Origin of the sequence: Streptomyces sp. NPDC050121 (assembly GCF_044460385.1) — a bacterium.
GTDB lineage: Bacteria > Actinomycetota > Actinomycetes > Streptomycetales > Streptomycetaceae > Streptomyces > Streptomyces soliscabiei.
The window spans coordinates 218,816-237,858 of sequence record NZ_JBITJV010000008.1 but is presented as its reverse complement, the minus strand read 5'-3'; the positions used below and the strand labels follow the sequence as shown (position 1 = coordinate 237,858).

Annotated in this window: 12 protein-coding genes; 6 read left to right on the top strand and 6 right to left on the bottom strand. The window is 72.7% G+C overall.

All coding sequences use genetic code 11. The annotated features are described in order from the left end of the window. Positions 1 to 246 precede the first annotated feature (246 nt). Complete coding sequence (locus tag ACIBTS_RS15215; protein ID WP_399319580.1) at positions 247 to 1,443, bottom strand: SPFH domain-containing protein; 1,197 nt, start codon at positions 1,441 to 1,443, stop codon at positions 247 to 249. Between the two features lie 14 nt (positions 1,444 to 1,457). Beyond that, complete coding sequence (locus ACIBTS_RS15210) at positions 1,458 to 1,706, bottom strand: hypothetical protein (RefSeq protein WP_399319578.1); 249 nt, start codon at positions 1,704 to 1,706, stop codon at positions 1,458 to 1,460. Between the two features lie 209 nt (positions 1,707 to 1,915). Between ACIBTS_RS15210 and ACIBTS_RS15205 the strand changes: the two genes are divergently transcribed. Beyond that, a complete protein-coding gene (locus ACIBTS_RS15205; protein ID WP_399319576.1) occupies positions 1,916 to 2,119 on the top strand; it encodes a hypothetical protein in 204 nt (67 codons plus the stop codon). 155 nt (positions 2,120 to 2,274) lie between these two features. On the opposite strand, the gene ACIBTS_RS15200 is transcribed toward ACIBTS_RS15205, so the two are convergent. Together ACIBTS_RS15200 and ACIBTS_RS15195 are read right to left on the bottom strand one after the other, a co-directional pair. Then, positions 2,275 to 2,991 (bottom strand): DUF6338 family protein, encoded by a 717-nt coding sequence (locus ACIBTS_RS15200; protein WP_399319574.1) that lies wholly within the window; start codon positions 2,989 to 2,991, stop codon positions 2,275 to 2,277. Positions 2,992 to 3,023: 32 nt separating this feature from the next. After that, complete coding sequence (locus ACIBTS_RS15195) at positions 3,024 to 3,425, bottom strand: hypothetical protein (RefSeq protein WP_399319573.1); 402 nt, start codon at positions 3,423 to 3,425, stop codon at positions 3,024 to 3,026. A gap of 192 nt (positions 3,426 to 3,617) precedes the next feature. Here ACIBTS_RS15195 and ACIBTS_RS15190 point away from each other — a divergent pair, with 192 nt between their 5' ends. From ACIBTS_RS15190 to ACIBTS_RS15180, 3 genes are all read left to right on the top strand, one after another. Beyond that, entirely contained in the window at positions 3,618 to 6,383 is a 2,766-nt protein-coding gene (locus ACIBTS_RS15190; RefSeq protein WP_399319571.1) for a CHAT domain-containing protein, read from the top strand. A gap of 154 nt (positions 6,384 to 6,537) precedes the next feature. Next, positions 6,538 to 16,044: a hypothetical protein gene (locus ACIBTS_RS15185; RefSeq protein ID WP_399319569.1), complete on the top strand. Its 9,507-nt coding sequence runs from the start codon at positions 6,538 to 6,540 to the stop codon at positions 16,042 to 16,044. An 84-nt stretch (positions 16,045 to 16,128) separates the two neighbouring features. Further along, positions 16,129 to 16,572: a hypothetical protein gene (locus tag ACIBTS_RS15180; RefSeq protein WP_399319568.1), complete on the top strand. Its 444-nt coding sequence runs from the start codon at positions 16,129 to 16,131 to the stop codon at positions 16,570 to 16,572. A 207-nt stretch (positions 16,573 to 16,779) separates the two neighbouring features. Here ACIBTS_RS15180 and ACIBTS_RS15175 read toward each other — a convergent pair whose 3' ends face one another. Further along, on the bottom strand, positions 16,780 to 17,721 hold the full coding sequence (locus ACIBTS_RS15175) for a transposase family protein (RefSeq protein WP_399319567.1): 942 nt from the start codon (positions 17,719 to 17,721) through the stop codon (positions 16,780 to 16,782). A 72-nt stretch (positions 17,722 to 17,793) separates the two neighbouring features. Further along, a complete protein-coding gene (locus tag ACIBTS_RS15170) occupies positions 17,794 to 17,997 on the bottom strand; it encodes a hypothetical protein (RefSeq protein WP_399319565.1) in 204 nt (67 codons plus the stop codon). Positions 17,998 to 18,007: 10 nt separating this feature from the next. On the opposite strand from ACIBTS_RS15170, the gene ACIBTS_RS15165 reads away from it, so the two are divergent. Beyond that, on the top strand, positions 18,008 to 18,253 hold the full coding sequence (locus tag ACIBTS_RS15165; protein WP_399319564.1) for a hypothetical protein: 246 nt from the start codon (positions 18,008 to 18,010) through the stop codon (positions 18,251 to 18,253). Between the two features lie 145 nt (positions 18,254 to 18,398). Next, positions 18,399 to 19,004: a signal peptidase II gene (gene lspA / locus ACIBTS_RS15160; RefSeq protein ID WP_399319562.1), complete on the top strand. Its 606-nt coding sequence runs from the start codon at positions 18,399 to 18,401 to the stop codon at positions 19,002 to 19,004. The last annotated feature ends 39 nt before the right edge of the window (positions 19,005 to 19,043 follow it).

Here is a 19,043-nt window from a genome sequence, read left to right as displayed (position 1 = left end):
GATGAGGATGCCGGCGAGTCGGAATGCGGCCTTGAGCCGGTTGACGCACCGCTCGACGGTGTTCCGCTGTGTGCAGACCTCTCGGTCCAAGCCGGGCGGTCGGACGGCTGCGGGATGACGTCTTCGACGTCCGCGGACCCGGTCTGCAGGCATCCGCGGCCCGATCCGGTCCCACATCGCCTCAGTGATCACCAATCGGCCAGGGACATCCGATCAACCGACCCACTCATCAAGGAGACACGCTCTTTAGTCGACGTCCACCGGGCCGTCGTCCGTCTTGCGGTCCTTGCCCGGGTGCAACTGGAGCAGGGCGCTGCCGTTGCCGTTGCCGTTCTCGGGGCGGCCGCGGCCCTCGCCGGAGTCCTGGCCGCCCAGGTTCTGGCGGACCGAGTCGAGGATCGTCAGGCCCTGGGAGACCAGGCCGGCGGCGATCTCGCCCAGGCCGTCCGCGCCGTTCAGGACGTTGACGTTGGCGCCGGCGAGGCCGCCGGCCGCCTCCTTCACGATCTGCGGAAGCTGGTCGATCAGCATCCGGTCGAGCGCGACCCGGTCGTAGGACGCGGCCGCCTCGGCCTGGATCTTCATGCGCTGCGCGTCGGCGGCGGCGAGCACCCGGATCCGCTCGGCCTCGGCCTCGGCCGGCTTCACGATCTCGGCCACCAGCTGCTGCTGGCGCAGCTTGGCCTGGCGCTGCGCCAGCTCGGTCTGGGCGGCGAGCACCTCCTGCTGGGCGTGGGCCTGCGCCAGCGGGCCCGCCTGGGCGGCCTGGGCCTGGGCGCGGTCCACCTCGGCCGAGTACGCCGCCTTGACGACGGCCGTCTGCCGGGCGTACTCGGCCTGCTTGCGGGCCGCTTCCTGCTCGGCCTCGACCGACGCCTGGGTGGCCTGGGCCTGGGCGATCTGGGCCTGCCGCTGGATGGCCGCCTTGTGCGGAGCGGACATCGCGTCGATGTAGCCGGCGTCGCCGTCGTCGATCGACTGGATCTGCAGCGAGTCCACGATCAGACCGATCTTCGCCATCTCGGTCTTGGAGGTGTCCAGCACCTCCGCGGCGAGCTTCTGCCGCTCGGTGACGATCTCCTCGACCGTCATCGAGCCGATGATGGCCCGCAGGTGCCCGGCGAAGATCCGCCCGGTCAGCACCGACATCTGGTCCTGGTCGGAGAGGAATCGCTGCCCGGCGTTGATGATGCTCTCGTGGTCGTTGCCGACCTTGAACGCGATCACGGCACGCACGTGCAGGGCGATGCCCTGCCTGGTCACACAGGTCTCGGTGACCTCGGCCTCGCACATCGACAGCGTGAGGAAACGGGTCTTGCGGAAGAACGGGATCACGAACTTTCCGTGTCCCGTCACCACTCGGAACGGCGCGCCCCCCAGTCCCCGCCGGCCCCCCGAGATCAACATCGCCTCGTCGGGAGCGGGAACGCGGTATCCGAACATCTCTCTTCTGCTCCTCAGTCGGCGTCGGCGAGATCGCCGAGCGCGTCCAATGGATCCCTCCACTCGATGACGACTACCTCGCGACATCCACGCGATTCGATCACCAGGACCGTCGCCCCAGTGGGTAGAGGATCCTCCGACCAGGCGAGAAAGGTCTCGGAACCGCCCCTGACCCGCACCAGGATCTCGCCGGGGCCCGCGGAACCGCGGGTTCCGACGAGCACCTTCCCCGTACAGCCGATCACGGCCTCATCCTGCGGCATCACCGGCCGCCCTCCAACGCTCTGGCCCACAGTTCAGACGATAGACCCACCAGGGCCGGGGGCCCAACGGGCAGGACGATTCGGCCCGCTGGGGCGGGCATACCGCCTTTCCCGCGACGGGAGACCGGGCCGGGACGACGGGGGCCGGGCCCGGTGATCAGATCGCCGCTGTCAGTCGTTGCCGTTGGGGGTGCGACGACGGAGTGGACGTGCTTCTGCGTGGCGCCGCTGCCCTGGGTCGCGCCGTACGCGCCCGCGAGCGGGCCCGGGGCCTGGCAGTCGACCTCGATCCACACGACGGGGCTGTGCACGCGGACGTAGAAGGCCGCCTTGGCCCGTCCGACGAAGGCCTGCACGAGGCCGAGGAGCCTCGCCTGCTGCGCGGCGGTCAGGGTGCCCGTGGCAGACGGTGACCGTCTCGCCGTCGATCTCCATCGAGGTCGGCTCCGAACCCCAGAAACAGGGGCTCATGACGACCTGGTCGCCGAGGACGAAGTAGTCTTCCGACGGAGACCGATCATGGGTCCGGGCCGCCCGCCCCGCAGCCTTCCCCGCGTTCCCGCCGGTCCTAGGGCGGTGTCGCGTCCGGCGGCTCCGGGTGGGCGTCCGGCGGCTCCGGGTGGGCGGGCGGTTCCGGGATGGGTGTGGGGGGCTGGGGCGGCAGGTCGGCTCCGTGGACGAGGACGATCTGGGGGCCGGGTATCGCCACGAACCGGGCCGGGTGGTGGCGCCGCTCCTGCCCGGGGTCGGTGACCGCGAGCGGCCACTGGAGCACCAGGTCGCCCTCGCCGAGCGTGTCCCGTTCACCGTCGAGGCTCAGCAGCTTCCCCTCCCACAGCCGTCCGTCGGTCAACTCCACCACCAGCCACAGCGAATGCCCCGGCGGAGTCAGCTCGACGGCCCTGCGCAGCGGGGGAGAGGGAGTATGCCGGACCGACGTGCCCTTGTGGCGGGCGACCACCACCCCGGCCGACCCCGCGATCCCCAGGCTGATCGTGAACGCCAGGACACCCGACCAGATGGCCTGCCAGGGATGAACGGTGAGGTAGGCGGAGCCCTTCAGCAGCCCTTCGAGCGGCAGCAGCGCCGTCCAGTGCGGCGCGAACAGCAGCACCACCAGCGTCCCCACGGCGCTGCCCGCGGCCCCCACGCACACCAGGTCCACGAGTTCCAGGAGCGAGGTGCGCCGACGTCGCGCTCGACGCACCTCGACGATACGGACGTAGACGTACCCGGGTGCGGCGGAGACGAGCAGCACGGCGAGCGCGACGACACTGGTCGGCATCTTCCCCCCTGCCTTCCTCCTTGTCTTGTCGCCTACCTTCGCGTCTGGGGCTCCCCGCCGCTCGGCGGCGGTGGTGGCGGTTGTGGTGGCGGTTGGGTGTTGGCGCTGCCGAAGGGGTCCGGGAGCCCGGCCGCCCCCGGGTTCGGCTCGGCCGGCATATCGATCCCTCGCGGGTCCGAGGTCTCGGTGAACTCGCCTTGGGGCAGGAGGTCCTGGAGGTCTGTGTGCGTGTGGACGAGCTCCGCGAGTTCCTCCTGGAAGTCGTCGTTGTCCAGACCGTGGGAGCGGTCGTAGAACTCGATCAGAGCTGCTCGGGTCCCCTCGGAGAGCCTGTGCCACCCGGCGTGGACGGCCTTTCGGACCCTCGCGTCGGTGACGCCACGCGGCAGGACGGGAAAGGCGGGGCGTCCGGAATCGGAACGGCTGGAAGGCACGGTCGCTGACACCTCCGGAGACGGCTGGCTGAGGGTGCCCGGACATCCTGCCAGTCTCAGTCCTGTGAAGGAGAACCCTTTCTCACACAAATCTGTTCATCGGTACGTAATCTGGGGGACGAGAGCGCGCCTCGCCTCGGCCGTCCGAAGACGTCACCGGGGCCTGAGGCCCGGGCAAGGGGGCACGGCACGGTGGTCGGGCAGAACAGGCCTTGTGAGTACCGGGACTTCACCGTCCGCCTGGTCCGGACATACCCGACGGACGGTACCGGTGACACCGGGGGCGGTTCCGGGAGGCTCTGTTTCGACGTGTACGCGGCGGAGGACGGGGTCCGGGTCCCGGGCAGGTCGCTTCACATCGAGAACGTACGGCAGTTCGCGGAGAGGTTCGACGAACTCGGCGTCACCGACTCCGACATGGCGAGCATCATGGGGAGCGCGCTGCTTCCCAAGCCCGTCGACGCCTGCTTCCGGGCCGCCCTGGAGGACGCTCGGCAGCGGCGGGCCGGAGTCCGGCTGTGCATCGAGACCACCGACCCCGAACTGGCCGCCGTCCCCTGGGAGATCTGCACCGTGGAGGTGAACACCGCGGGCGGCGGACCGGAACGGCGGTTCCTGTACCGCCACGAGGCGGTGTCCGTGGCGCGCAGGCGTGTCGGCTCCTTCCGGCCGCCGGAAGCGGAAGCCTTCGCCCGTGAGACCGGGCCGGTGGTCGTGGCCACCGCGCTGGACGTCGTCGACCGCCACGGCCGCTTCGGACTCCAGGAGCGCAAGCCCGGCGTCGGCGGGCACATCTCCGCGATCAGCGCCGTGCAGGCGGCCGATCGGCTCCAGGGCACACGCTACGAGCCGGTGGTGACCCAGGACCCCGTCAGCCGCGACCAGCTGTGCGACGTCCTCGCCACCCAGGCCTGGGCGTTCGTGTTCGGCGGCCACGGCACCGCCGACGGCATCGTGCTCACCGGGCCCGGCGGCCGCGAGGACCTGGAGCTGATGACCGCGACCGACCTCGCCCGCGTCCTGCACGCCGCGAACGTGCAGGTCGCCGTCCTCGCCGCATGCCACACGGCCACCGAGAGAGGCCCCGGCTCCGTCGACACGCCGAGCGGCTGGAGCAGCGTGGCCGGGACACTCGTCGACGGCGGAGTCCCGTGGGTGATCGGCATACGCGGCCTGGTGGACGACAAGGTGGCGGCCGAGCTGACCCGGCAGTTCCTGGCCGGGCTGAAGGACGGCGACTCCGTGGAGAACGCGCTGGCCCGGGCCCGCGACGAGGTGGGCAATCCCGGATGGCTCCCCGTGCTCCACACCTCCGAGTCCGCGCCGGACGCCCGGTTCCGGCCACCGGCGCAGGCCGTGGCGCGCGAGGAACTCACGGCGTTCCCGGCCGTGTCGGGGGAGCGGGCCACCGCGGGTCGGCTCGTATACGACGAGGGCCCGTGCCGGCTCGACGTCCTGTGGGGCCTCGACCGGGGCCCGATCCGCGGCGTGCTGGCCGACCGGCCCGACACCCGGCTCGCCGACGAACTCGACCGCGTGGAGTACGGCCCGCTGGCGCCCGCCACCACACCCCCCGGACGCCGGGAGGCCGGGACCGCGCTGTTACCCCGGCGGCAGTGGTACGAGCTGCGGTGCGACGGCGCGGAGGTCCCGGGCTCCCCGGACGCGCTGAACCTCCTGGTCTCCCGCCCGTACGGCTGGAACGTGCACATGAAGGCGCATCCCGACGGTTCCTCCACGGGGTTCGTGGTGTGCTGGGACGCGCCCCGCGGCTGCGCTGCGGGCGCCGTCCGTCCTGCCGTGGACCTCATGCGGGCGGTCGCCTCGCTGCTCCCCGGCGCGGCAGTGCTGCTGCATGTCCGAGGGGACGACGAGGAAGTGCTGCTCGGTGCGGCCGAAGAGGCGGCCGGGTCGCTGCCCGCCCGCGACGACGGCTCGGGGATCGCGCCTGCGGTACTGACCCGGGTGCGATGGGGGGACGCCGCCTGGCGCACCGCCACGGAAACCGGTCGGCCCAGGGACGCGGAGGCCGCCGTACCGACCGACGCCGCCTCCTCCGGACGACTGACGGCCCGCGCCCGCGCCGACCGCTACAAGCGGAAGAGGGGGCAGCAGGATGCGGCCGAGCAGCGGTTGAACGCCGCGCGCACGTTCATCGCGGAGCTGGAGGCGGACGACGAGGACTCCGATCTGCTGGCGGATCCGGCGTTCCTGGCGAGCGAGGTGTTCCGGGTGGGCACCCGACCCGAGGTCGAGGCACTGCTCACCGTCCTCGCACGGGAGCGGGACGACGACGAGGAGCGCTACGCCTCGCTGGCCGCCGCGGCCACCCGGGAGGACCACCTGGACGTCTGGCTCGCCGCCGCGGAGGGGCTTCCCACGGCGAGCGGCGAACCCGCCGAGGACGCCAGACCGATCGACCCGCTGTGGCTGCCGCCCGCCCTGTTCCCCGAGGCGGTCCGGACCCGCGTCGCGCTGGGGCTCCTCCGGCGTGGCGACGATCCCGCGCGGGCCGTCCCGGGACCGCTCTGGGACGGCCAGGTCCCCCAGGACCTGCGCCGGGTGTTCGCCTATCTGCGCTCCGCGCCCAAGGGCCGGGACACGGCCGAGGGCAGAGCCGCCGACCTGAAGTTCCTGCTCGGTCTCCGCAGTTACGAAGCCGCGGCCATCGCGCTGCGGGCCGGCGTCGGCCAATCTCTGTCGATCCGTGAACTGTCCCCCGCCGAGCCGAAGTTCCCCGACGGACGACTGTCGCCCGCGGGCTGGGCGGCGCTCGCGTCCCGCCCGCTGGAGAGGGCCTCCGTGCGGCTGCTGAGCGGCGAACTCGCCGAGTGGATGCAGCGAGCCGTCGGCTTCCACCGCAATCCCGCCGAACCCGACGGCGACAACCTCCGTTTCGCCGAGGGGCTGCGCCGCGCCCTCTTCACCCCGCACCCGCCGTTCGCCGCCTCCGCCTGACCGCCTCCGCCTGACCGCCTCCGCCTGACCGCCTCCGCCTGACCGCCTCCGCCTGACCGCCTCCGCCTGACCGCCTCCGCCTGACCGCTTCCGTCTGATCACCGCCGTTCGACCACCTTCGTCACCACCCCTCATCGACACACGAGGAGAGTCCGTGCTCGCTGCCTGGTACCTCTGTTCCTGTCTCGGTCTCACCATCCGGCAGAGCGCCGACTACCTGGACATCCTGGAGATCCTGCGCTCGAAGAAGAGTGACGAGCACCATCTGGCCGCCGCCGTCGAGAAACTTGTGGAGTGCGAGCCGTCGCTGCGGCTGCACGGACTCGGCCACGTCCTCGCGGCGGCGCGACGGCCGGAGCATGGCGCCGAGCAGGGTGACGCCGAGGCCGGCGGAGGCGCGCTCGGTGTGGCCGCACTGGCCATGGCCACCCGACTCTGCGAGGGCCTCGTGGAGTGGGCGGCCCCCGCCCAGGCCGACACCCGGCGGAAACTGAACGACCTGCTGAAAGAGGCCCTCGACGGCTCCCACCACCCGGCGTACGTCGAGCGGGTCGCCGCACTGCTGGGCGAGTGCGACCAGCGGGCCAGGTCCGTGCCCACCGAGGCGATCCCCTACCAGAGCGTCGACGGCACCGTGTTCGAGACGCTCGCCCTCACCCTGCTCGTGGCGGCCGTGGCGCAGGACCCGGACGACGCCGCCAAGCTGTGCGTGGGGGACGACCGCCCCGAGGTCGTCACCGACGCGCTGGCGAACCGGCTGGGACGGCTGCCGCTGCTCGTCGCCGTCGACGCCGTCCTGGCCGCCTCCCCAGAGGAGGCGGACGACGCCGTACGCACGGCCGTGTGGCACGCGGGGCAGGGCTCGGCGGACCTCGAACCCGATCTGCTGACGGCCGCCGCCCGGTCCTGGTTCCCCGCCCGCCCCCAGCACGGCGACCCCGCTTCCGACGAGGACCCGCAGGACCTGGAGGACCTTGCGAGACGCTTCGAGACCGAGCTGGGCACCGGCCTGCTGTTGCGTGGCTGGGCGGGGGACAGACGCGGTGTCGGGGCGCGCGGAAGGGAGGTGCTGGCCCGGCTGGGCTGTGGGTCGGACGGCCTCTCGGACGCCCGGGTACGTACCGCCCTGTGGCAGCTGATCCTCTGGGAACTGTTCGCCGAGGACGCACCCGCGCAGGCGCTGGAGTCGGCCGCGCGCTGGTGGGGCGCGCCCGCCAGGTACGAGAAGCGGACCCTGTTCGACGGCGCGCTGGCCGTCCTGCCGTCCGCCGAGGCGACCGACTCCGAACGGCAGACGGCCGTCGACTGGATCGGCACGATGGTGCGCAGGCCCTACCGGCCCGCAGGAGCACCCGCGGTCACCTGGCGCGACGATCCGGACGGCCTCCCGCCGCACGTGGTGTGCTCGCCCTGGATGTGGCGGGGCGACAACCGCTTCTCCCTCAAGGGCCTGAGGGAGTCCCCGTCCACCTGGTACCGGAGCTGGGACCATCTCGACCTGCTGCGGGTCACGGCGCTGGCCCCGATCGCGGTGCGGCTCCTGCGCGAGGCCCACGACCCGGTCCCGCCCCTGGACTTCGACGGGCGGCGGCCGACCGACCCGGCCGTGGCGTTCCTGTTCCACGTCAAGGACGTCTTCACCGACCCCAGTTGCCGGTTCTTCCTCACCGCCCTGCGCACCCAGTCCCGTCCGGACGAGCTGACCGTGGACGTCCGCCTGGCCGCGCTGGTGATGCACGGCCATCTCACCGTGGGACGCGCCGGGCGGGGCCTGTACTCCGAGGTTCCCGTGTCGCTGTTCGCGGACTTCCTGATCGACGGCCCCGGCGACGTCAGCGAGGCCGAGGAGAAAACCCAGTGGTACCAGCTGTTCTCGCGCCCCGCGTTCAACGGGGCGCGGGACTGGATCACGGACTCCGCGGCCGGCGCCCGGCTCACCGGCACCGACGAGGCCCACGGGCCGCGCTGGTTCGACGGCAGTGTGCCGCATGCCCGCCGGGTGCTGACGACGGCCGTCGACCGGCTCCTGCCCATCGACCGGGCGGAGGGCGGGGCCACCGCGGAGAAGGCGCAAAAGGAGGGCAAGAGCGCCCGTCGGCAGAAGTACACGTCCACCAAGCCGTTCCTGAGGTCGCTCGGTGAGGACTTCACACCGGATCTCGTGACGGCGGCCCTCGCCGAGATCGACCGGGACTGGATGGCGCCGGACCGGCTGGACCAGCTCGTCGCGAGGCACCGCGGGCCGCGGGAGGCCGCTCGTCGGCGCGGTGAGGCGATCCAGCCGGGACTGCGCCTGGACGATCTCCTGGTCGCCGAGCGCTACCCGGCCCAGACGTGGCAGCACAACCACGAGAACATCGAACTGCTCGTTCCCGACCCGTTCGATCCGCAGGAGTGGCAGCACTACCGGGAGCCGTTCGAGCGGTTCCTCACCAACATCGGCGCCGTCCCGCTGACCCTGCAGACGCTCAGGGTGGCGGCCCTGCTGCAGGCGGAGCAGCCGGAGACCATCAGCCACGGCGAGCAGTGGCTCACGTCCTGGCAGCGGTTGATGGACAGCGTCACCCACAGAAACCACCTGGGCCGATTCATCCGCAGGGCGGCCCTGGAGATGTTCCGGACACCGGACCGGGGCGTGGACGCCCAGGACCGGGTGCGGCGGGTCCTGGAACGGGTCGTCGGCAGCGTCGTGGCCTTCAGCGCCGAAGCCCCGCGCTACTACCAGATCCTGCTGTCGGAGGAGGCGTTGAGGCCCGGCCCCGGCGCCGCGCAGCCGCTGCCGCCCGAAGGGATGAACCGGCTGCGGGAACAGGCCCTCGACGCGATCCGCCGCCGTAACTGGCATGCGCAGCGGGCCTCCGAGCCGACGACCGGTCCGTGGGAGGTGATCGAGGGGCGACGGTCCCGCGACGATGTCGACGCGCAGGTCCGCGCGTTCGTCGCGGCCGCGGCCACCACACCGCTGACGTCCGACCCCGGGAAGACGCTGGGGGACACGTTCGTCAGATCGTGGGAGCGGTACGCGCTGAGCCTGCCGGGCCGTCCCGGGGACGAGCGGGCGGACCCCCGGCTGGTCGTCGCCCGGGGAGTACGCCACCGGACCGGGGAGTCGTGGTCCGGTCTGGGTCCCTGCAAGCTGGAGCCCGAGGAGAGCGGGCGAGACGGCTCCGGGGCCACCGATCTCGGCTCCCTCTCCCCGGACGAACGGCGGGCGCGCCTCGCGGCATGGCGCGACGCCCTGCAGTCCCGGACCGTCCTGGGCATGGTCTGCGCGCGTGACGCCGCGGGGGCCGGTGTACGGATCAACTGGGGCGCGGGGTCGCCGCTGTCCGCCGAGGACGGCGGGAAGCTGGAGGTCGGCGACCCCTGCGTGGTGCAGGTGGTGTGGGACCCGGCGCGTGAGAGCTGGCGGCAGGCGGAGGGTGACACCGCCCGCCGGGCGGGCCGCGCCGACCCGCGCGACGGAGAGGTGCGCACCGCGCGCATCCGCAACGACGACGGCAGGGTGCGCGTCGCCGTGGACGGCGTGCCGGGTGACGCGGTCGACGGCGGGGCCGCCGCCGTGCTCTGGGAGCCGGACCTCTCGCAGGTGGTCGCCCGGCAGGGCGACAGCGCCGCCCCGGACGCCCTCACCACCCTCGCCCGCTGGGACGCGGCCACGAGCCGCTGGCTGCCCGTCGACCGCTCGCTGACCGAACTCGTCGCCGCCGACCTGCCGTACGAGGCTCCGGACGGCCGGCGCGCGACGGTCCTGGTGTACGCGGGCCACGCGGAGACGGACAGGCCCGAGGAGTCCGAGGCGAGGCGCTTCTCGACCGTCGCCGGCCGCAGCTATCTGCTGCGGCCCCAGGACTGGGTGGACCCGGAGGCGCTCACGGCCGTCCTCACCCCCGCGGCGCGTGGACCGCTCGCCGGCGAACAGGACGAACTCCAGGGGAACGGCGCCGCGCCTGCCCCCGGGATGCTCGTCTACGTGGCGCTGGGCGAGGGGCCCGATCCACGGCTGGACCTGCTCCCGGACCCGCCCGCCGGAGCGAAGAAGCGGTGGCCCGCCCTCGCCTCCGGTGCGGGCCGCGACACCCGCAACGTCGACTGGCTGGCTCTCTTCGACGAACCCGAGGCACGGCCGTGGCGGGCCACCGCCCACCAGGTCGACACCAGGGCGGACAAGACCCCCCTCTGGCAGGTGCAGGTCGACGACCTTGCCGGCTATCCGACGGGCGCGGGCTTTCCGCCTCGGGTGACCGTCGAGGGCGTGGAGTCCGGCGACGGCGCGGAGCGGCTGTTCCAGCCGCGGCCCTGGGACGAGCAGGCCGCCCGAGCCGCCCGGGTGCTGGGCGACCTGCTGCCCGTCCAGCGCCTGGAGGACGCCGAACAGCCCCCGAGCGGGGCGCGGTTCGACGCGTTCTGGCAGATCGAACCGGGCGACACGTTCCCGGTGCGGTCCCTGGACCGGCCCCGCGCCACGACGCCGACGGTCGGGGCCACGGCCGGAGCGGGCTTCCCGGTCCTGCTGGAGCGCTCCGGACTGCTCTTCGAGGACCGGACCGTCGCCGGCCTCACGCTGAGCGTCACGCGGGTCACCCCCGTGCCCGCGCGGTCCGACCGGGACGCGATCCCCCTCCCGGACCTGGAGCTGTGCACGCGCCTGGGGACGAGCACACCTCCCGACACCGGGGTGGAGGGCGTCGTCGTCCAGTTGATTCCGCTGCTCGACGACTCGGTCGACTCCTACGACGTCTGGCTGCGCGCGCCGGGTGAGGAGCCGCGGCTGTGCGCGCTGCCCGCCGCCTCCTTCCGCACACCCGTCCGCGACGCCGGCACCACGTTCCGCGGCACACGCACCCAGGACGGCTGGCTGTTCACCCCGCGACAGGTGCGTGGCACCGCGTTGCACCAGGTGCGGAAAGCCTCGGTGCCGCCCGGGGAGTCGTGGGAGTTCCAGGGGCCCGTCGGCCGCCCCGGGCACCAGGAGTCAGGGCTCTACACCCAGCGGCGCACCGGCGAGATCGTGCTGGCCCCGCCGCTGGCCGAACGCCCCCGCACGCGGGTCGTCGTGCGCGTCGCCCTCGGCACGTGCCAGGTCCGCTCCCGTCAGATGTCGCTGGTGCTCGCAGGGATCGGCACGTCCGCGGCGGTGGGCATCGTGCCCGCCGCCCTGGCCGGCAGGATCGTGGCGGGCAAGGTCCCGATCACCGGGATCCACTTCGAGCTCGCCTCGGAGGGTCCGGACGAGCCGGCGGACGGAAGCCCGATCGCGCTACGCCGCTGCTTCGACGTCGGCCCCGGCCCCCGCACCAAGCCGAGGGCCGCCCCGGACCGGCCGCGCACCGAGGAGGACCTCTGGCGCCAGGGCTACGACGCCGGGAAACCCCTGACGGAAACGGGCGCACTCAGCGGCAGAACGTTGACCGTGCGCGGGCACCAGCTCCCGGTACGCCGCGACGACGGTCCCTTCGTACGGGCGGTCCGGTACTCCCTGAACGACGTCAGGGCGCTGATCGTCGTGGAGAACGGCGACCTTGTCGCCTCGACCCGCCAGGTGCCCCCGCTCGACGCTGCGCAGTTCGCCCACTACCTGTCCACGACGCTCTCCGCGAAGAAGGGCCGCGTGTGCGAACTGCGGCGCAGGCTCCACTACGTGGGGACCTTCCGGCAGGGCGGGGAGACCCTGTGGCACTTCGAGTGGGGGCGGGGCTACACGGTCGCCCTGCGCCCCGGTGAACTCACCTGCGACGGCAAGCCCTGCGGCGAGGCGTTCCCGCTGTTCCACGGCGACCAGTTGGTGCGGCTGAGGTACCGGGAGGAGGCGTCCGGCCGGGTCACGGTGGACTTCCGCTCGGGCGACATCCGGGTCCAGGCCGGTACCCGGGTCGCCCACGAGGCACAAGATGACGGCTTCCTCCACCAGGTCACCGTCTTCGCCGACCCGAGCACCGGCGAGGTACGGATTCGCCGGGTCAGGCTGACACCCCGTTTCCTGCCGCGGGCCGACGAGCGGTTCCAGGACGTGAACATCGCCGCGCACCTGTCCAGGCCCGACCGGGAGAAGGTGCTGCGGCTGCTCGGGGACAGCGCCCAGGCGACCGAACTGTGCGTGCTGGCCCGCTTCGACCGCGACCAGTACCTCGCCACCAAGGGCGTGGTGCGGACCTTCCGCTACGTGGAACCCCGGTTCATCGGGGCGCACGACGGGCGAGGCCCCGCCAGGAACCGCCTCTTCATGGTCGCGGACGGCATCACACGCGATGCCGGCGGCACCTATCTCACCCTGAAGCTGCCGGAGTCGGTACGCCAGCCCGAGGGCACCGAGCTGAAGGTGCGGGTGTACCCCCGTGACTTCTCCGTACGGCCCAACCTCCTGCCCCGCATCCACGACGAGGTCGGCGGCGACGGCAACGGCGCAGCCGAGGAGTCCGACCCGGCGCTGCGGTACCGGGGAGTCGTCTTCCTGGTCGAGGTGAGTCAGGGCACGACGCCCGGCACCTGGCGGGGCAGACTCACCTCCGCGCCCGCCAGGGACGCGCGCACGCTCGTCAGCGCCGTACGGCAGGCCGGAGGATCGCTGCTCGCGGTGGTCGCCGACGAACGGGGGCGCACGGTCGAGGTCCTGCCCGGTGTGATCTTCGAACTGCCCCAGGACGCCTGGAAGTTCGCCGACGAGGTGGGCAAGGGCGCGATCGTCCGGCTCTACCCGCGCGGCGGCGAGGGACTGTTCGTCGGCCTGGCCCAGCGACCGGACCACGCCTATCTGCACCGGGACGGGCGGGGCCGCGTCGCGCTCGTCGAGGAGTCCTCGAGCCGCGGCGACAGCCGCGCCGCGTTCCAGGTGCGCGGGCTGCCCGCCCTGTCCGTCGGAGTGGCCGAGGCCCTCGCGAGCCGCCTCCGCGACACCCGGCTGCCCCAGACCGCCGTGCTGCTGCGTTCCGGCGCCAAGGTGACGGCCGTGTCCCCCGGCCCCCGCGCCCAGGTGCGGGCCGCGAGGGTCGACACGACGAACAGGGACAGCGCGGAGGCCGTCCTCAGGCCCCTCCGGCTCGGCGGCAGCAAGCCGCCGGAGGGACCCGTCCCCTGGTCCCGGCTCAGCTTCGCCGACGGCTCCGTGGAGGACCTCCGCGCCCACTGGGCCAAGCCCCGGCCGGACGGCACCGCCGGGGCCCGCGCCGCCGACCGCTGGCGCGCGCCCGTCTTCTTCGACGACGACGGCAACGGCGGCTGGACCCTGCGCTACCGGTCAGACCGGCTGCTCAGGAACTTCGCCCTGCCCGCGACCACGCTGACCGAAGTGCCGCGGCCGGCCGGCTCCGCCTGGTACACCGTGGCCGGACCGGCCCGGGACAACAGGGGCGCCGCCTACGGTCTGTGGCTCGAACTGAGCCCCGGCGCCGTCATCGAGGTCCACGGCCGGTTGGTCATCGGGCCGTCCGGGCACCCACTGGCCGACCTCTCCTGGGACCGCTTCGGGCCGGGCGACCAGGTACGCCTGGAAGTCGTTCGGGGCGCGCTCGCCGCACCGCGCGAGCTGCGGCTGTCGGACTGGCGCCCGGGCGCACGCGCCGCCTGGTCGGCCGGTCTGCGGGACCGGGTGTGGCTGCCCGTCCGACCGCTGCCCGGCAGGAACGGCGTCGAGCTGGGCGTGAGGCACTTCCGTTGCCGCTACCCCGTGATCGACCCCGCCGCCGCGCTCGCCCCGGGCGGCTTCCTGCACTCCGCGCTGCCCGGGGCGACGGCGGTCGTCCTGGACAGCGCCGCCAACACCCTCTCCGGCGCCCCCGAAGCGGGTCCGGCACCCGGCGACTGCGCCCTGCTCGGCCTCGACCCGCAGGGCGCGCCGACCCTCCTCGGCCTGCCGCACCGCAGGGTCGGGCTGAGCGAGGACGCGGCCGGATGGCCCGGCGGAGGCTGGCTGCGCGACCTGCTCGCCGACGGGCCGGCGGCGCTGCTGGAGCAGCTGGAGGGTCTGCCGGTGACCATCGAGGAGTGGGGCGAGGAGGCCGTCATCGTGTCGCGCCGACTCCAGCCGGCCGGGACACTGCCGGAGAGAGCGACGATGCTGTGCACCGCGCTGGCCGAGACCGGTGGCGACCTCGTGGTGCGCTGCGGGGGAGCACTGCACCTGCTGCCCCTGCGGGAGGTCGTGCCCGGCCTTCCGGAGCAACTCGCCGTCGAGGCCGCCCGCTTCCTCAGCGGCCGTGCGCCGCACGAGGAGCAGGAGAACAGGCGAGGCCAACGGCTGTGGTGCCAGTCGACGATCCCCGGCGACCGCGGTCGGCAGGACGGCGCCGCCCCGGTGCTCCACGTCCGCCTGCCGCTCGCCCCGCTGTCACCCCACGCGGACGAACTGCACGCCACGCCGCGCGGCGTGCTGGTCCCGTCCGACGGGCCCGACCGTCCGCCGCACGGTCTGCTGCTGGAGGCGGACCGCGACCGGCGCTGGCACTGGATGCCGGCCGAGCGGGCCTCGTGGCTGCCCGATCCCACGGCCGGGGAGCTGCGCGCCGCACTCGTCGACGGCGCACGGCCCGTGCGCGTGCGTCGACTGGCCGACGACACGGTGTCGGTGCTGCACGTGCGCGACGTCGAGCGCGCGCGGCTCGCGCTGCGGCCGGGCACCCGGCTCCGGGTCGCCCCCGGCAAGGACCGGGAGCGGACGGCGGACGGACCGCGGCCCAGGGTGGCGCGCGCCCTGCCCACCGGAGTCCTCGTGCAGCTGCGGCCCGCCCAGGAGGAAGGCGTACGGTCGGGCGAACAGCTGTGGTGCGAGGTGGAGCGGCTGGACACCGGGCACGGCCGGGGCACTGTCGGCGTGGTGCCGGTCGGCAGCCGCCGGCACCGGGTGGACCTGCCGAAACGCCTCGCCGTGGACTTCGCGACGACCGCGGCCGCACAGCAGGCCGCACTGCTCGCGACCTGCGCCGCCCAGGACGTCGTCGCCGAGGCGTATCTGTTGCCGCGCGCACCCGAGGCCCCGCTCTCGTCCGACGCCCGCCAGGCCCTGCGGCGCTGGCTCACCGAGCACGGAGCGGCCGCCTACCACCTGGTCGCCGATCCCGAGGCGGCCGACCTGGATCTGGAGCTGACGGACGTCCTGGCCGCGACCCTCCTGCTGGAGCGGCACGGCCGAAGCAGCCCGTCGCATGCCAGGGGCGCGGTCCTGCTCGCCCATCACCTGGGGCTGCGGGCGACCCGCTCGCTGCACGTGGAGCCGCTGGTCCGGTCCTGGGCCGCGCTCGAACGGCGGGCCGCCGACCCCCGTCTGGCGCGGCTCCGGTTCCCGGCCGAGCTGGACGACACCCAGCTGCACACCGTTCGCTCCTACGGCAACGGGCTGCTGAGCCAGACCGACGGCGCGGGAGACGAGCACACCGACGCGCCCGTGGCCCGTGCCGCTCTCGCGGCGGTGGGCGACCTGCCGCCGGGCGAGGACCTGTCGAAGGGCGCCGACTGGCTGTCGCCGCTGGCGGCCCTGGGCCGGGCCCTGCACCCGCCGAAGGGCGAGGCCACCGCCCAGACCGAGCTGGACCCCGGCCAGCGCGACCAGCTGCACACCTCGCTGCGCAACGCCCTGAACGTCCCGATCCCACTGCTGGCCCACGCCGGCGCCGTCCCCGCCGCCCAGCGGGACCTGGCCCGACTCGTCCTGGAGGAGGACATCGAATGAACGGCCACGGCCGCTGACCCGTATCTCCTCGCGAACGCCCGGCCACAGGCGTGGCCGGGAAGCGCGCCGAAAACGGAGTTGTACGTGCTTCAGCAGTCCACGGCCCGCCTCGTGCGCGGTGCCGCATTGGCCGGCAGCCTGGGCCTTCTTCCCCTCACGACCGCGTGCAGCGGCGGCGAGGACGACGCGTCCGCGAAGAGTACGCCGGCGCCCACGGCGGTGACCGCCGCTCCGGCGGCCGGGGTCGTGGCGCCGGCGAAGGTCGAGGTGATCGCCGGCCTGACCGGCTGCACCGCCGAGATCCGCATCGAGGCGGACGAGCTGCGCCAAGGCGTCTGCCACACGGCGGAGGCCGACTACCTCATCACGACCTTCCCCGAGGAGAAGTACAAGGAGACCTGGCTGGAGTCCGTCGGCATCTACGGCGGCAAGTACCTCGTGGGCTCCCGCTGGGTCGTCAGCGCCCAGCCGATGCTGCTGGAGCAGTTCCGGCCCAAACTCGGCGGCATCATCCAGCAGTTGGGCTGAGCCCGTCAGCTCTTGAAACGGCTCGGCTACCTCAGCCCGATCGAGTACGAGGAGAAGCACTACGCCGACCAGGCAGCGACCGAACAAGTGAACCTGAAACCACGTCAACCCGCTCTGACCAGCTACGCCATGGCTCCTGGTCCAGCAGTGGCAGCAGGGCGCGACCCAGGTGCGCACAGCGACGCCACAGCGTGTCGTGGTCCGAGGTCATGATCGATCCTCTCCACAGCAGTTGGAGGGCCTGCCGCTCGAGCGGCAGGCCCTCCAACGTCCCACTACGCGCAGGCTGGGTACAGGACGAGGCTGGACGTTGTCTGAGCGGTTGACTTCGAGATTTGTCAGGACGAGCAGGGCACGCAGGAGGCGCGTGGCGCGAGCGGGATCGGTACGGAGTTTGGTGAGGGTCCGCCAGTTCTTGAGGTGGGCGAAGCCGTGTTCGACCGGTGCGCGTCCGACAGCGAGGACGCGGTTGGCGGTCTTCTGGCCGGGTGTGAGCTTATGCGTGCGGCTGGCGTGGAAGCCGGTGACGATCACGGGGTCGCGTACGTCGTTGTCCAGGCCGCGGAAGCCGAGGTCCGCGAGGGCGCCGAGGCCGGCGGCGCGCAGGTGGGCCAGGATGCGGTCGTGGCGGGCGGCGGTGATGTCGTGCGTGCGGCCGGGCCGGGCTGCGGATATCCAGAGCAGGCGGCTCTTCTCGTCTGTCAGGGCGAGGGAGTGCAGGCCGTGATGGTGGTGTTTGCCGGAGTAGTTCCGCCGGTCGGCCTTCCCGGTGCGGCGCTGGGTGGGGATGCGGGTGCCGTCGATCAGGACCACCTCCCCGCCCCGCTTGGCGACCTTCTTCAGGACGCGGTCCAGGCGTGGTGCCTGAGCGGCGAGCAGGGCGATCAGCTCGTCGCGCCATCGGCGGACGGTGGACTCGGAGACGTTGTTGCCGCCGGCCATGTCGGCCAGGCGCTGGTCGTGGCGCAGCACGGCCAGGACGATCACCGCGATCCGTCCGGGCGGCAGGACCCGCCACCTGGACCGTATCGCCTTCAGATGGCGCCGCAGCAGACCGGCGAGGTGGCTGACGGTCCGCGTGGACAGTGGCAGACGGCACTGGTAGACAAGCGGGCAGGTGCCCTCGGCGCGTTCTTTGGTTTTCGTCACACAATTCCAACGGCCCCCGGGGGCACCGTGGTTACGCCCGTAGCGCACCACTGTGGGTGGTAGCGTCCCCGGTCACAGGCGGGTGGTGAACCGGCCGTCGGGCAGTTTGCGCAGCCGACCGCGATCAACGAGTCTGACCAGCCTTCCGCGTAGCGGTTCCAGCTTGGCCCGCACGGTGACGTCGACTCCCAGTATCTCGCCGACCTGGCGGGCCATGACCGGACCGGCGGCCTGCCACACGGCGGCGAGGATGTGTTGGTAGTCCGGCGGGAGCATGGTCTCCTCCATGTACCGGCGTGCGGTGCGGGATCAGCATCACCGCCCGGCCGCCCACCTGCCCCGGCGCCGGCGCGACCGAGGCGCGCTCGTCGGCGAGCTGTTCGCTCACCCGCTCGACCCGCTCGGCGACCGCGAGTTCGTCCCGCTCGGCCCGCACCTCCGCCAGCTGCTTGGCCAGCTGTTCTTCGAGTTCGTCCAGTTCCGCGCGCCGCGCGGTGATCCGTTCCAGCAGCGCGGGATCCAGCATGCATAGATCGTAGAGGGCTGTTGGTGGTGGGCTGCGGTCAGAGCCAACAGGATCTGACCGCAGTGGTGTGAAAGCTGGAGTCAAGCACCTGTTGAACGTTTCACCCGGCAGACACTTGTAATGTGGGCCTGTCCAGGGCGGCTCAGCATCCATGGAGCAGATCATCACTACCGACAATGCCTCGCAATCCCAGCCCGAGACAGCAACGCGTGCTGTTGATGAGCGCGCACTGGCTCCTCTGCTGACGGCGGCCGCTCTCACCTATGCCTTGGATCTCGGCAGCAAGCTTGTGGCTGTCTCGCGGTTGGAAGGTCAGGAGCCCGTTGCCATAGCGGGCCGTGTGCTCACGCTTCAGGTGTTCCGTAACTCGGGTGCGGCTTTCAGTTCGGGCCAGGCTTTCACTGCTGTGTTCGCGGCGATCTCGGTCGCGGTTGTCGTGGTCATCGCGCGTGTCGCGCGTAGGCTTCAGAGCCTTCCGTGGGCTGTCGCTCTGGGCCTGCTGCTTGGGGGTGCGCTCGGCAATCTCACTGACCGGATCTTCCGGGCGCCCGGGGTCTTCCGCGGGCACGTCGTCGACTTCATCTCCGTTGAGCACTTCGCGGTGTTCAACCTCGCCGATTCGGCCATTGTCTGCGGCGGTGCCCTGGCAGTCCTCCTGTCGTTCCTGGGCACTTCCCTGGACGGCTCGACCTCGCAAGATCGGCAGGGCCGGATCCTTCTCGCTCCGCGAAGAGATGCTCCAGACCCGAGAGCTTGACTGCCGCGTAGCGGAGGCTCGGCATCCCCTTCGGAATCT